A 13,936-nucleotide genomic window follows, 5' to 3' on the forward strand; every position below is an offset into this window, starting at 1 on the left:
GTTCGTTCCTAAACGGCGACGGAGTCGCTGTGGTCGATCGGGGTGGTGTCGACGAAGATGTCGTCGTCGACAATGGAGACCGTGTAGACGGGGACCGGCTCGTATGCCGGGAGTGTGAGGGGCTTGCCCGTGGTCAGCTCGAACTTCGAGCCGTGCGCCCAGCACTCGAGGGTGTCGTCTTCGACGAAACCCTCGGAGAGCGAGATATCGCCATGGGTGCACGTGTCGCCGAGCGCGTGGACCGCGCCGGCCGAGTCCATCACCACGGCGATGGGCTTACCGTCGACGACCGCGCGCAGCGCGGTATTGGGGGTCAGCTCGGCGACGGTACAGACCTTGGATACGGGAGGCACTACTTCGCTCCCCCGCCCGTGCCGGCGGCGCTGCGGTTCAGCTCGTCGTCGATCGACGCCTGCAGACGTTGCTCGAGCTCGGGCTTGCCGATCTTCTGGATGATCTCGGTGAGGAAGCCGAGCACGACGAGACGACGCGCCTCCTGTTCCGTGATTCCGCGGGCCTGCAGGTAGAAGAGCTGCTCGTCGTCGAAACGGCCGGTAGCGCTCGCGTGACCGGCACCGAGGATCTCACCGGTCTCGATCTCGAGGTTCGGGATGGAGTCGGCACGGGTGCCCTCGCTCAGCACGAGGTTGCGGTTCTGCTCGTAGGAGTCGGTGCCGGCGGCGTTCGGGCCGATCAGCACGTCGCCCACCCAGACCGTGTGCGCGCCCTCGCCCTGCAGCGCGCCCTTGTAGTTGACGCGGCCCTTGGTGTTCGCGCCCTCGTGGTGCATGTAGACGCGCTGTTCGAGGTGCTGGCCGGCGTCGGCGAAGTAGAGGCCGAACAGCTCGCCGTCCGCGCCCTCGCCAGCCAGGGCGACAGACGGGTTCACGCGCACGACCTTGCCGCCGAGCGTGACGACGACGTGGCGGAATGTGGCGTCACGGCCGACGGTGACGAAGTGCGTCGCGAGGTGCAGCGCGTCGTCGGACCACTCCTGCACGGAGACGACGGTCAGGTGTGCGCCGTCTTCGACGACGATCTCGACGTTCTCGACGAGACGCGCGTCGCCCGTGTTCTGCAGGATGACGCGACCACGGCTGTGCCTGGTGCCGGTGATGACGGTGTGGGCGCCGCGCGCGGTGGTGCCGAGCATCGAGCGCGACACGGTGATCTCGCTCGGCTCCTCGCCGGTCACCGTGATCGACATGGCCTTCTCGAAGGAGTTCCAGGCGTTCGCCGACGACTTCTCCTCGGCCTGGCCGGCGACGCCGATGCGGGCGTCGGTGCGGTCGATCCACTCGGCGTCCGCGCCCTCGGTCTGCGTCGCGAGGAACGCGTACGGCGAACCGTCGAGCTCGCCGTCGATGAGTTCGCGCACGAACGGCACGGGTGTGAGCTTCCACTCCGCCTCACGGCCGTCGACGGCCGGGTGCTCGCTCGGGTCGTTCGACTTGAAGCGTGCCGACCGGGTCTGCACGGGAACGTAGGCGCCCTCGGGGGCGTCCCAGCCGCCGTCGCTGTGCGCTTTCGCGCCGTGCTGGTTGGTTTCGGGTGTGACGACGGTCATTTAGCCGACAAGTCCTTTCAGTGCACGAACGTTCGACGAGTGGAGGAGGGTCAACCTACGCTGCCTTCCATGCTCATCTCGATCAGCTTGTTGAGTTCGAGCGCGTACTCCATGGGCAGCTCGCGGGCGATGGGCTCGATGAACCCGCGCACGATCATGGCCATGGCCTCGTCTTCCGGCATGCCGCGCGACTGCAGGTAGAAAAGCTGCTCTGCGCTGACGCGGGACACGGTGGCCTCGTGGCCGAGCTGCACGTCGTCGACGCGGATGTCGATGGCCGGGTAGGTGTCGGACCTCGAGATGGTGTCGACCAGCAGCGCGTCACACCTCACGGTGTTCGCGGAGTGGTGAGCCGCGGCATCCACCCTCACCTCACCGCGGTAGCCCGCTCGACCGCCGCCGCGGGCGATCGACTTCGAGACGATCGAACTCGTCGTGTACGGCGCCATGTGGATCATCTTGGCGCCGGCGTCCTGGTGCTGTCCCGGGCCGGCGAAGGCGACCGAGAGCGTCTCGCCCTTGGCGTGCTCGCCGACGAGGTAGATCGACGGGTACTTCATGGTCACCTTGGAGCCGATGTTGCCGTCGATCCACTCCATGGTGGCACCCTCGTGGGCGATCGCACGCTTGGTGACGAGGTTGTAGACGTTGTTCGACCAGTTCTGGATGGTCGTGTAGCGAACGCGCGCGTTCTTCTTCACGATGATCTCGACGACGGCGGAGTGCAGCGAGTCGCTCTTGTAGATCGGCGCGGTGCAGCCCTCGATGTAGTGCACGTACGAACCCTCGTCGGCGATGATCAGCGTGCGCTCGAACTGGCCCATGTTCTCGGTGTTGATGCGGAAGTAGGCCTGGAGCGGGATCTCGACGTGCACGCCCTTGGGGACGTAGACGAACGATCCGCCCGACCATACGGCCGTGTTCAGCGCCGCGAACTTGTTGTCGCCGGCGGGGATGACGGTGCCGAAGTACTCCTCGAAGAACTCGGGGTGCTCGCGGAGCGCCGTGTCGGTGTCCATGAAGATGACGCCCTGAGCCTCGAGCTCTGCGTTGATGGTGTGGTAGACGACCTCGGACTCGTACTGGGCGGCGACACCGGAGACGAGGCGCTTGCGCTCGGCCTCGGGGATGCCCAGCTTCTCGTAGGTGTCCTTGATGTCGTCGGGGAGGTCTTCCCAGGTCTGCGCCTGCTTCTCGGTGGAGCGCACGAAGTATTTGATGTTGTCGAAGTCGATGCCGGAGAGGTCGGCGCCCCACGTGGGCATGGGCTTCATGCCGAAGAGCTTGAGGCCCTTGAGCCGCAGCTTGAGCATCCAGTCGGCTTCGTTCTTCAGCTTCGAGATGTCGGTGACGACTTCCTCGTTGATTCCGCGTCGAGCGGAAGCGCCTGCGGCATCGGAGTCGGACCAGCCGAACTCGTACTGTCCGAGACTGTTCAGTTCGGGGCGGTCGATCAGCACGTCAGTCATAGTTACCTCTTTCCTACCGGCAGCAACCGAGTTGGCCGCGGCGGTATTCCGTCACACAGCCAACTGCCGGGAATTTCGTGAAGCGTGCCTGGGCGAGCGGGTGATCAATGCACCTGCGGCTTGCTTAGACTTGAACTCAAGACACACGATCCAAAGCAGATGCTGCTTGGTCGCAAGTCTCCATCGACTCCCCGGCACGGGCTGCGTTCTGCGAACCCGTCAATCTTACAGGGAGTCACCGCAAATAACAGGAGGAACCGCTGTGAAAGCCGACGCGCCACGCTTGAGCGGCCTCGTGGGACTGCTCCCGACGGTCGTCGACGCCCGGGTGCGCTTCATCGCGTGGGCCTCACTCGTGATCCAGCTGCTCCTCATCGGAACCGGCGGCGCCGTGCGGCTGACCGGGTCGGGGCTCGGCTGCCCGACGTGGCCGCAGTGCGTCGAGGGTTCGCTCACGAACACCCCTGAAATGGGTATCCACGGCGTGATCGAGTTCGCGAACCGCGCGCTGACCGGTGTGGTGGTGCTTATCGCCATCCTCGCCTTCCTCGCCGTGATCCGCATGCGCGCCGAGCGTCTCGATCTGTTCGTGATCACACTCCTGCAGGGGCTGTCGATTCCGCTCCAGGCCGTCATCGGCGGCATCACGGTGCTCACCGGCCTGAACTCCTACATCGTCGGTCTGCATTTCCTCGTGTCGGTCGCTCTCGTCGTGCTCACGGCGATGCTGGTGTTCCGCGTGTATTACGGGCCGCGTGGCGCGGTCATGTCGATGCCGCGCTGGTACACCGCTCTGGCGTACCTCACGTCGTTGCTCGTGGCGATGACCGTGATCGTGGGAATCCTCACCACGGGCTCCGGCCCGCACGCCGGCGACGCCGACACCCCCCGCAACGGCCTCGACACCGACTTCCTGCAGCACCTGCACTCGTGGCCGGCGTATGCGACGCTCGGCGGCACCGTGCTGCTCGTGCTCGGCGCGTTCACCGTGGCGGGGACGAACGCGCGGCTGCGCCGGTTCACGCTGATACTGCTCGCCGTCGAGCTCGTTCAGATCGCGGTGGGTATCACCCAGGCGCGGCTCGGCCTCCCCGAAGTTCTGGTGGGAGCCCACATGGTGCTCGCCGGCGCGCTCGTGGGAGCGATGACCGTCGTGGTGCTGTCGCTGCGCAGCGCGGTCGTGGAGCCCGCGGCCGCGGCATCCGACGCTCCGCTCCTCGCCGACCGGGTCTGACGCACGGCGCCTGCCCCACCGGCTCCCGCAACGCTGGGACGCGCGAAGAGCGGCGCGGCCCGAGAGATACGGCCGGCTAGAACGGCAGCAGCGGGTCGATGCCCACGGCCAGGAACACCAGCGTCAGATAGGTGATCGAGCTGTGGAAGACGCGCATCGGCGTCACGGTGTCGTGGCGGATCGCCTGGTTGTACAGGCGGTGCGACTCGTAGATGAACCAGACACCGCTGGCGACGGCGACCACGGAGTAGACGATGCCCATGTCGGCGACGGGGATGAGCAGCAGCGAGCAGGCGACGGTGGCCCACGCGTAGAGGATTACCTGCAGTCCGACGATCTGTCGGCCGCGCACCACGGCGAGCATCGGCACGCTGGCGGCCTGGTACTCGTCGCGGTACTTCATCGACAGCGGCCAGTAGTGCGGGGGCGTCCAGAGGAAGATGACGGCGAACAGGATGACCGGCGCCCACGTGAGCGAACCGGTGACGGCGGCCCAGCCGATGAGCACGGGGAAGCACCCGGCGATTCCGCCCCAGATGATGTTCTGCTCGGTGCGGCGCTTGAGCCACAGCGTGTAGACGAACACGTAGACGAGGATCGCGAGCAGCGAGAGGGACGCGGCGAGCCAGTTGGCGAAGACACCGAGCCAGACGATGGATGCCACGCCGATGACCCAGGCGAAGACGAGAGCCTCACGGTCGGACAGCTCCCCCGTGACGAGCGGGCGCTTCTGCGTGCGCTTCATCAACCGGTCGATGTCGCGGTCGATGTAGCAGTTGAACGCGCTCGCGGACCCGGCGCTCAGCGAACCGCCGATGAGGGTGGCGATCACCAGCCAGAGATCGGGCAGCCCGCCCTGCGCCAGAATCATGACGGGGGCGGTGGTGACGAGCAGCAGCTCGACGACGCGCGGTTTCGTCAGCGAGACGTAGGCCTTTGCCTTACGGGCAAATCCGATCCGCCCGGTGGTTGGGCGGCTCTCAACGGCTACGTCCATGACTCCTCTATCGACAGCTGTGCAGTTCGACTAATTCTAAGCGCTCATCGGGCAAAGGGCCGATGCGTGTCGGGCGTCATACTCTGCACCGCCGCTCTCAGCACTCCCTATACTTGATTGTGCTTGCCACCCGACGGCAGCACCCCCGGACATCTCAGCATATGGAGCTGTCCGCCACCTGCCGCGGGAATGCCGATGACGTCAGTGTCCATTAATGAGACGACGGCAAGCAGAAACCTCTCCGCAGTGATCGCTCTGATTTGCTGCTGTGCAATATGAAGGGTCATCAATCACGTGGCAGCTTTCCAGTGGGATTCCATCGACAACAAGGCCGTAGACACCGCCCGAATTCTCGCGGCTGACGCCGTGGAGAAGGTCGGAAACGGTCACCCCGGCACCGCGATGAGCCTTGCACCCGCCGCTTATCTCCTCTTCCAGAAGATCATGCGCCGCGACCCCAACGACAACGAGTGGATCGGTCGCGACCGCTTCATCCTGTCGGTCGGACACAGCTCGCTCACCCAGTACATCCAGCTCTACTTCGGCGGCTACGGCCTCGAGCTCGACGACCTCAAGGCGCTCCGCACCTGGGGCTCGCTCACCCCCGGCCACCCGGAGTACGGCCACACCGACGGTGTCGAGATCACCACCGGCCCCCTCGGCCAGGGCCTCGCCTCCGCCGTGGGCTTCGCCTACGCCGCCCGCTACGAGCGCGGCCTGTTCGACCCGGAGGCGGCACCCGGAACGAGCCCCTTCGACCACTTCATCTACACGATCGCCGGCGATGGCGACCTCCAGGAAGGTGTCACGAGCGAGGCATCCTCCCTCGCGGGCCACCAGGAGCTCGGCAACCTCATCGCGATCTACGACTCGAACCAGATCTCGATCGAGGACGACACCAACATCGCGTTCACCGAAGACGTGCACGCCCGCTACCTGGCCTACGGCTGGGACGTGCGGGTCGTCGACTGGAAGAAGACCGGCGAGTACGTCGAAGACGTCGCCGAGCTGAACGACGCCATCGAGGCCGCCAAGGGCGTCACCGACAAGCCGTCGCTCATCATCCTCAAGACCATCATCGGCTGGCCCAGCCCGAAAAAGCAGAACTCCGGCAAGATCCACGGATCCGCTCTCGGCGCCGACGAGCTCGCCGCGGTCAAGCAGGTTCTCGGCTTCGACCCCGAGCAGACCTTCGAGGTCGCGCCCGAGGTCATCGCGCACACCCGTCTCGCCCTCGAGCGCGGCACCGCGGTGCACAACGAGTGGAACGAGCAGTTCGACGCGTGGGCCGCCGCCAACCCCGAGAAGAAGACCCTGCTCGACCGCATCCTCACGGGCGACCTGCCCGAGGGCGTCGAAGAGGCCCTCCCCGTCTTCGAGGCCGGCACCGAGGTGTCGACCCGCGCCGCTTCCGGCAAGGTCATCAACGCCCTCGCCGGCGTCATCCCCGAGCTCTGGGGCGGCTCGGCCGACCTCGCAGAGTCGAACCTCACCACGATCAACGGTGCTGGCTCCTTCGTTCCCGAGAAGTGGTCGACGCACGAGTGGTCGGCAAGCGCGGCCGGTCGCGTCCTGCACTTCGGTATCCGTGAGCACGCCATGGGCGCGATCCTGAACGGCATCGTGCTGCACGGCAACACGCGCCCCTTCGGCGGCACGTTCCTCATCTTCAGCGACTACATGCGCCCCGCGGTGCGTCTCGCCGCGCTCATGAAGGCGCCGGCCATCTACGTCTGGACCCACGACTCCGTGGCCCTCGGCGAAGACGGCCCCACCCACCAGCCGATCGAGCAGCTCGCGACCCTCCGCGCAATCCCCGGACTCGACATCGTTCGCCCCGGCGACGCGAACGAGACCGCCTGGGCCTGGAAGACGATCCTCGAGCGCCGCAACGGTCCCGCCGGTATCGCCCTCACCCGCCAGAACATCCCGGTGTTCGCTCGCGGCGAGGACGAGGCCAGCGGAGACACCTTCGCGTCGGCCAAGCACGTCGCCAAGGGTGCCTATGTTCTCGCCGAGGCGCCGAACGGAACCCCCGACGTGATCTTCATCGCCACCGGCTCCGAGCTGCAGATCGCCGTCGAGGCCCGCGAGGTCCTCAAGGGCGAGGGAGTCAACGCCCGCGTCGTCTCCGCCCCGAGCCTCGAGTGGTTCGAGGAGCAGACCGCCGAGTACCGCGAGTCGGTGCTCCCCGCAGGCGTCACCGCCCGCGTGTCGATCGAAGCCGGAATCAGCCTGACCTGGGACAAGTACGTCGGCGACGCCGGCCGCAGCGTCTCGATCGAGCACTTCGGCGCATCCGCCGACTACAAGACCCTGTTCCGTGAGTTCGGTATGACCACAGAAGCCGCAGTGGCCGCCGCCAAAGACTCGCTCGCAGCCATCTGAGCTGCTGAGCACTAAGAAAGAAGAGAAGAAGTTATGACGAACACCACCCCCACCGCCGACCTCTCGGCCGCCGGCGTCAGCATCTGGCTCGACGACCTCTCCCGTGAGCGCATCGCCTCGGGCGGGCTCGAGAAGCTCATCGCCGAGCGCAACGTCGTCGGCGTGACCACCAACCCGACGATCTTCGCCGGCGCCCTCGCCAAGGGCGAGGCCTACGACGAGCAGGTCGCCCAGCTCGCCAAGGCCGGAACCAACGTCACCGACGCGGTCTTCGAGATCACCACCGACGACGTCGCCGCCGCCAGCGACGTCTTCCGTCCGATCTTCGACACCACGAACGGCTTCGACGGCCGCGTGTCGATCGAGGTCGAGCCCGGATTCGCACACGACGCCGCAGCGACCATCGCCCAGGCCAAGCAGCTCTGGGCCAAGGTCGACCGCCCGAACGCGCTCATCAAGATCCCCGCGACGATCGAGGGCCTCGAGGCCATCACCGAGACGATCGGCGCCGGCATCAGCGTCAACGTCACGCTGATCTTCAGCCTCGAGCGCTACCGCCAGGTCATCAACGCCTACCTGAGCGGTCTCGAGAAGGCCAAGGCCGCCGGAATCGACCTGTCGACCCTGCACTCGGTCGCATCGTTCTTCGTGTCGCGCGTCGACACCGAGATCGACAAGCGTCTCGACGCGATCGGCACCGACGAGGCCAAGGCCCTCAAGGGCAAGGCCGGCGTCGCCAACGCCCAGCTCGCCTACGAGGTCTACCAGGCCGCCTTCACCACCGAGCGCGCGCAGGTGCTCCTCGCCGCCGGTGCGAACAAGCAGCGCCCCCTCTGGGCCTCGACCGGCGTGAAGGACCCCGCGGTTCTCGACACCACCTACGTCGTCGAGCTCGTCGCCCCCGAGGTCGTCAACACGATGCCCGAGAAGACGCTCGAGGCCACCTTCGACCACGGCGTCATCGCCGGCGACTCGATCACCGGTTCCTACGCTGCGGCGAACGCCGTGCTCGACGCGATCGCGGCGCAGGGCATCTCCTACGACGAGGTGACCGCGCTGCTCGAGAAGGAGGGCGTGGAGAAGTTCATCGTGTCGTGGAACGAACTGCTCGACACCGTCACGGCCGCCCTCGAGGCAGCAAAGTGAGTGTCAAGATCGCAGTGAGCGGCGCGGCCAAGGAGGCCGTCGACCGCATCGTCCCTCAGCTGGTCAACGACCTGGTCGCGAGCCGCATCACCGGGCTCGACTCGACCCTCTGGGGTGCCGACGCCGAGGAAGAGGCCGCGAAGCGCCTCGGGTGGACCGAGTCCGTCTCGGTATCCACCCCCCTCGTGCCCGACATCCTGGCGCTGCGCGACAAGCTCCGCGCCGCGGGTGTCAACCACTTCGTGCTCGGCGGCATGGGCGGCTCGTCGCTCGCCCCCGAGGTCATCACCAAGACCGAGGGCGTCGAGCTCACGGTGCTGGACGCGACCGACCCGAGCCAGGTGCTCTCGGCCCTCGCCGACCGCCTCCCGACCACCGCCGTGGTGATCTCGTCGAAGTCGGGCGGGACGACCGAGACCGACAGCCAGAAGCGCGTCTACGAGAAGGCGTTCCGCGATGCGGGCATCGACCCGATCGACCGCATCATCGTCGTCACCGACCCCGGCTCCCCCCTCGACGTCTCCGCCCGCGCCGACGGCTACCGCGTGTTCAACGCCGACCCCACCGTGGGCGGCCGCTACTCCGCGCTCACCGCGTTCGGCCTCGTGCCGTCCGGACTCGCCGGCGTCGACATCCAGCAGCTGCTCGACGAGGCCGACGCCATGTCGTACTCGCTCGCCATCGACGAGGAGTCCAACCCCGGACTCATCCTCGGCGCGGCGATCGCCGGCACGCGTCCGCTCAAGGACAAGCTCGGCATCGTCTCCGACGGAACCCACATCGTGGGCTTCGGCGACTGGATCGAACAGCTCATCGCCGAGTCGACCGGCAAGATCGGCAAGGGCATCCTGCCCGTCGTGCTGCCCGCGGACGCGCCCGAGCTCGACCAGAACCTGGCCGACCTTCAGGTCATCCGCCTCGTCGGCGACTACAAGGCGACCGAGCACCTCAACGAGGGCGACATCGAGATCACCGGAACCCTGGGCGCGCTCATGCTCACCTGGGAGTACGCGGTCGTCGTCGCCGGTCGTCTGCTCGGCATCAACCCGTTCGACCAGCCCGACGTGGAGTCGGCGAAGATCGCGACGCGCGGCCTGCTCGACGCGCGCCCCGAGCCCGTCGCACCCGCGTTCACCGACGGCGGCATCGAGGTGCGTGGCACCGAGGCCGTGGTGACCGGAGTGTCCGATCTCGCTGGAGCCGTGGCATCCGTTCTGTCCACCCTCGGCGAAGACGGCTACGTCTCGATCCAGGCCTACATGGACCGGGTCAAGTACCCAGAGCTCGCCGAGACGCGCAACAGCGTCGCGGCGCGCGCCCAGCGCCCCGTCACGTTCGGCTGGGGACCCCGGTTCCTGCACTCGACCGGACAGTTCCACAAGGGCGGCCCCGCGGTCGGCGTGTTCATCCAGATCACCGAGGTGGCGGGCGAAGACCTCGAGATCCCCGAGCGCCCGTTCACCTTCGGACAGCTCATCCAGGCCCAGGCCGCCGGCGACGCGAGCGTTCTCGCCGACCACGGCCGCCCGGTGCTCACCATCACGCTCACCGACGCGGCGACGCAGCTTCCCGCGCTCATCGCAGCGCTCAGCTAGAAACAAGTAGAAAGCACCAAGGAGCTGCATGTCCCCCGTGGATATCACACCGGAATTCAATCCGCTCAGGATTCCTTCCGACCGTCGCCTCAACCGCATCGCCGGTCCGAGCGCACTCATCATCTTCGGCGTGACAGGCGACCTGTCACGCAAGAAGCTGATGCCAGCCGTGTACGACCTCGCCAACCGCGGCCTGCTGCCCCCGGGCTTCGCGCTCGTCGGCTTCGCGCGCCGCGACTGGGAAGACCAGGACTTCGAGAAAGAGGTCTACGAGGCCGTCAAGCAGTACGCTCGCACCCCGTTCGATGAGGACGTCTGGCGCCAGCTGGCGCTCGGCATCCGCTTCGTGCAGGGTGAGTTCGACGACGCCGAGGCGTTCGACCGGCTCAAGGAGACGATCGAGGAACTCGACCGCGACCGCGGAACCATGGGAAACCACGCGTTCTACCTGTCGATCCCGCCGAAGTCGTTCCCGCAGGTCACCGAGCAGCTGCGCAACTCCGGCCTCGCCGAACAACAGGACGGACACTGGCGCCGCGTCGTCATCGAGAAGCCCTTCGGAAGCGACCTGAAGACGGCCCGCGAGCTCAACGCGGTCGTCGAGAGCGTCTTCCCGCCCGACAGCGTGTTCCGCATCGACCACTACCTCGGCAAGGAGACGGTGCAGAACATCCTGGCGCTGCGCTTCGCCAACGAGATGTACGAGCCGATCTGGAACGCCAACTACATCGACCACGTTCAGATCACCATGGCCGAGGACATCGGTGTGGGCGGCCGCGCCGGCTACTACGACGGCATCGGCGCTGCGCGCGACGTGATCCAGAACCACCTGCTGCAGCTCCTCGCCCTCACGGCGATGGAGGAGCCCATCTCGTTCAACGCCGCCGACCTGCGCGCCGAGAAGGAGAAGGTGCTCGCCGCGGTCAAGCTTCCGGCCGACCTGAGCAACTCGACCGCACGCGGCCAGTACTCCGGTGGGTGGCAGGGCGGCGAGAAGGTCGTCGGCTTCCTCGACGAAGACGGCATGAACCCCGAGTCGCTCACCGAGACCTTCGCGGCCATCCGCCTCGACATCGGCACGCGTCGCTGGGCCGGTGTTCCGTTCTACCTCCGCGCCGGCAAGCGTCTGGGCCGTCGCGTCACCGAGATCGCCGTGGTCTTCAAGCGCGCTCCGCAGAACCTGTTCGCCGAGAGCCAGACCGGCACCCTCGGCCAGAATGCGATCGTCATCCGCGTGCAGCCCGACGAGGGCGTCACCATTCGTTTCGGCTCGAAGGTTCCCGGCGCCACCATGCAGGTGCGCGACGTGACCATGGACTTCGGCTACGGCCACGCCTTCACCGAGGCGAGCCCCGAGGCCTACGAGCGGCTCATTCTCGACGTGCTGCTCGGCGACCCGCCGCTGTTCCCCCGTCACGAGGAGGTCGAGCTCAGCTGGAAGATCCTCGACCCGATCGAGGAGTTCTGGGAGACGCAGGGCCAGCCAGAGCAGTACCGACCGGGCACCTGGGGACCGCAGTCCGCAGACGACCTTCTAGCCCGCGACGGCAGAGTATGGAGACGACCATGATTGTCGACCTTCCCGACACGACCACCAGCAAGATCTCGAAGGCGCTCGTCAAGATCCGCGAGGAGGGCGGCGCCGTCGCCCTCGGCCGCGTCCTGACGCTCGTCATCTCGACGAAGCTCGGCGAGGAAGAAGAGGCCATCGAGGCCGCCAACGACGCGTCGCGGGAGCACCCGATGCGCGTCATCGTGATCTCGACGAGCCAGGGGGCGGATGATTCGTCCGAATCCCGCATCGACGCACAGATCCGCGTGGGCGGCGACGCCGGCGCGAGCGAGGTCATCGTCGTGCGCGCCTACGGCGAGACCGCGAGCGACCAGGAGGGCCTCGTCACGGGGCTGCTGTTGCCCGACGCCCCCGTCGTGGCCTGGTGGCCCGGAGTCGCACCGGAGAACGCCTCGAAGTCGCCGCTCGGCGTCATCGCCCAGCGCCGCATCACCGACGCCGCATCCAGCTCGAACCCCGCCGCCGCGCTCGTGCACGTCGCCCAGACGTACGCGCCGGGCGACACCGACTTCGCCTGGACCCGCCTCACGCTGTGGCGCGCCCAGCTCGCCGCCGTGCTCGACCAGCCGCCGTACGAGACCGTCACGGGTGTCACCGTGCACGGCGCGGCCGACTCGCCCTCGACGGTGCTGCTCGCCGCCTGGCTGCAGCTGCAGCTCCAGGTCGACGTGAACCTCGAGGTCACGAACAAGTCGCACGGATCGAGCGGCATCCAGGGCGTCGTCCTGGAGCGCGCGAGCGGCCCGATCGAGCTCGAGCGCACGCTCGTGAACGTCGCGACGCTAATCCAGCCCAACCAGCCGACGCACGACATCTCGCTGCCGCGCCGCAGCCTGCGCGACTGCCTGTCGGAGGAACTGCGCAGGCTCGACCCCGACGACTTGTTCGGCGATGTCATCCAAAGTGGACTCGGCCAGCTCGGCAAGGTCACGCCGCACCTCCACACGGGTACGATCGCAGCAGTGAAGATCGACGAAGAGACCGGAGTGGCCACCGCGTGACAGTAGGACGACGGGTGCTCGTGCACCCAGACAAGGCAGCACTCGCAGCATCGGTTGCTGCGAGATTCATGACGAAGATGGTCGACCTGATCGACGAGTTCGGTGAAGCAACCGTCGTCCTCACCGGTGGCACGATGGGCAGCGCGGTCCTGCGCGCCATCAACGAGTCTCCGGCTCGCGACACCATCAACTGGTCGCAGGTCAGCTTCTGGTGGGGTGACGAGCGTTGGCTCCCCCGCGGCGACGCCGAGCGCAACGAGACCCAGGCCCGCGAGGCGCTGCTCGACCACCTCGACATCGACCAGAGCATGATCCACGCGTTCCCGGCGTCGGACGACGGTATCGAGCTGGAGGCCGCGGCAGAGCTGTACGCCCTCGAACTGGCCGCGCACGCGGTCGAGGGCGCCTCGCTCCCCCGGTTCGACATCACGTTCCTGGGTGTCGGGCCCGACGGGCACATCGCGTCGCTGTTCCCCGAGCAGGCGGGCATCCGCGAGACGGAGGCGACCGTCGTCTCCGTGCGCAACGCCCCGAAGCCCCCGCCGGAGCGCCTGTCGCTCACCCTCCCGGTGATCAACTCGTCGACGCGCATCTGGCTCGTCCTGGCCGGCGCCGACAAGGCGTCAGCGCTGGGGCTCAGCCTCGCGGGTGCGAGCATCAACGAGGTGCCCGCCGCGGGCATCGAGGGACGCCGCAGCACGCTGTACTACGTCGACAAGGAGGCCACCGCGGAGGTTCCCGAGAACCTCACCGCGACGGAGATCTTCTGGACGGCCGCCGACGCCACCGAGTAGCACCCCGTACGAACAAGGCCGGCCCCGGATCATCCGAGGGCCGGCCTTTTTCGTGCCCGCTCGCGCCCCTGTCACATGCCGCGCTTACCTGCCAAATGAAGGAGAATCTGCCGCGTAACCCCGCCGATCGCACTCGATGCGTGACTACGGGGTGCATTTTCCTTCATTTGGC

The 13,936-nt window shown here is 67.2% G+C and carries 11 protein-coding genes; 7 read left to right on the top strand and 4 right to left on the bottom strand.

Features of this window, described 5'->3' with window-relative positions; genetic code table 11:
* Positions 1-8: 8 nt before the first annotated feature.
* From ABIE21_RS04020 to sufB, 3 genes are read right to left on the bottom strand one after another with little or no spacing between them, the layout of a single operon-like run.
* The gene (locus tag ABIE21_RS04020; protein ID WP_354023488.1) at positions 9-353 is read right to left on the bottom strand and encodes a non-heme iron oxygenase ferredoxin subunit; all 345 of its coding nucleotides are present in this window, start codon (positions 351-353) and stop codon (positions 9-11) included.
* Positions 353-1,567: a Fe-S cluster assembly protein SufD gene (gene sufD / locus ABIE21_RS04025; protein WP_354023489.1), complete on the bottom strand. Its 1,215-nt coding sequence runs from the start codon at positions 1,565-1,567 to the stop codon at positions 353-355. Before sufD ends, ABIE21_RS04020 begins: the two co-directional genes overlap by 1 nt.
* Positions 1,568-1,617: 50 nt before the next feature.
* On the bottom strand, positions 1,618-3,036 hold the full coding sequence (gene sufB / locus ABIE21_RS04030; RefSeq protein WP_354023490.1) for a Fe-S cluster assembly protein SufB: 1,419 nt from the start codon (positions 3,034-3,036) through the stop codon (positions 1,618-1,620).
* 283 nt (positions 3,037-3,319) lie between these two features.
* Between sufB and ABIE21_RS04035 the strand changes: the two genes are divergently transcribed.
* A complete protein-coding gene (locus ABIE21_RS04035; protein ID WP_354023491.1) occupies positions 3,320-4,270 on the top strand; it encodes a COX15/CtaA family protein in 951 nt (316 codons plus the stop codon).
* 76 nt (positions 4,271-4,346) lie between these two features.
* Here the strand turns inward: ABIE21_RS04035 and ABIE21_RS04040 are convergent, their stop codons facing one another.
* On the bottom strand, positions 4,347-5,267 hold the full coding sequence (locus ABIE21_RS04040) for a heme o synthase (RefSeq protein ID WP_354023492.1): 921 nt from the start codon (positions 5,265-5,267) through the stop codon (positions 4,347-4,349).
* A 294-nt stretch (positions 5,268-5,561) separates the two neighbouring features.
* On the opposite strand from ABIE21_RS04040, the gene tkt reads away from it, so the two are divergent.
* From tkt to pgl, 6 genes are read left to right on the top strand one after another with little or no spacing between them, the layout of a single operon-like run.
* A complete protein-coding gene (gene tkt, locus ABIE21_RS04045; protein ID WP_354023493.1) occupies positions 5,562-7,655 on the top strand; it encodes a transketolase in 2,094 nt (697 codons plus the stop codon).
* Positions 7,656-7,688: 33 nt separating this feature from the next.
* The gene (tal, locus tag ABIE21_RS04050; RefSeq protein WP_354023494.1) at positions 7,689-8,801 is read left to right on the top strand and encodes a transaldolase; all 1,113 of its coding nucleotides are present in this window, start codon (positions 7,689-7,691) and stop codon (positions 8,799-8,801) included.
* Positions 8,798-10,396, top strand: coding sequence for a glucose-6-phosphate isomerase (locus tag ABIE21_RS04055; protein ID WP_354023495.1), 1,599 nt, complete (start codon positions 8,798-8,800; stop codon positions 10,394-10,396). The genes tal and ABIE21_RS04055 overlap by 4 nt, the downstream gene beginning before the upstream one ends.
* Before the next feature lie 28 nt (positions 10,397-10,424).
* Positions 10,425-11,966, top strand: coding sequence for a glucose-6-phosphate dehydrogenase (gene zwf, locus ABIE21_RS04060; RefSeq protein ID WP_188509402.1), 1,542 nt, complete (start codon positions 10,425-10,427; stop codon positions 11,964-11,966).
* Positions 11,963-12,970 (top strand): glucose-6-phosphate dehydrogenase assembly protein OpcA, encoded by a 1,008-nt coding sequence (locus ABIE21_RS04065; RefSeq protein ID WP_354023496.1) that lies wholly within the window; start codon positions 11,963-11,965, stop codon positions 12,968-12,970. Before zwf ends, ABIE21_RS04065 begins: the two co-directional genes overlap by 4 nt.
* Complete coding sequence (gene pgl / locus ABIE21_RS04070) at positions 12,967-13,764, top strand: 6-phosphogluconolactonase (RefSeq protein WP_354023497.1); 798 nt, start codon at positions 12,967-12,969, stop codon at positions 13,762-13,764. The genes ABIE21_RS04065 and pgl overlap by 4 nt, the downstream gene beginning before the upstream one ends.
* Positions 13,765-13,936: the final 172 nt, after the last annotated feature.

Origin of the sequence: Conyzicola nivalis (genome assembly GCF_040548875.1) — a bacterium.
In the GTDB taxonomy this organism is placed as follows: domain Bacteria; phylum Actinomycetota; class Actinomycetes; order Actinomycetales; family Microbacteriaceae; genus Conyzicola; species Conyzicola nivalis_A.

Bases quoted from the DNA above. Each gene is read 5' to 3' on its own strand.
- sufD (WP_354023489.1), bottom strand. From the start codon at position 1,567: ATGACCGTCGTCACACCCGAAACCAACCAGCACGGCGCGAAAGCGCAC.
- sufB (WP_354023490.1), bottom strand. From the start codon at position 3,036: ATGACTGACGTGCTGATCGACCGCCCCGAACTGAACAGTCTCGGACAG.
- tal (WP_354023494.1), top strand. From the start codon at position 7,689: ATGACGAACACCACCCCCACCGCCGACCTCTCGGCCGCCGGCGTCAGC.
- ABIE21_RS04040 (WP_354023492.1), bottom strand. From the start codon at position 5,267: ATGGACGTAGCCGTTGAGAGCCGCCCAACCACCGGGCGGATCGGATTT.
- zwf (WP_188509402.1), top strand. From the start codon at position 10,425: ATGTCCCCCGTGGATATCACACCGGAATTCAATCCGCTCAGGATTCCT.
- ABIE21_RS04065 (WP_354023496.1), top strand. From the start codon at position 11,963: ATGATTGTCGACCTTCCCGACACGACCACCAGCAAGATCTCGAAGGCG.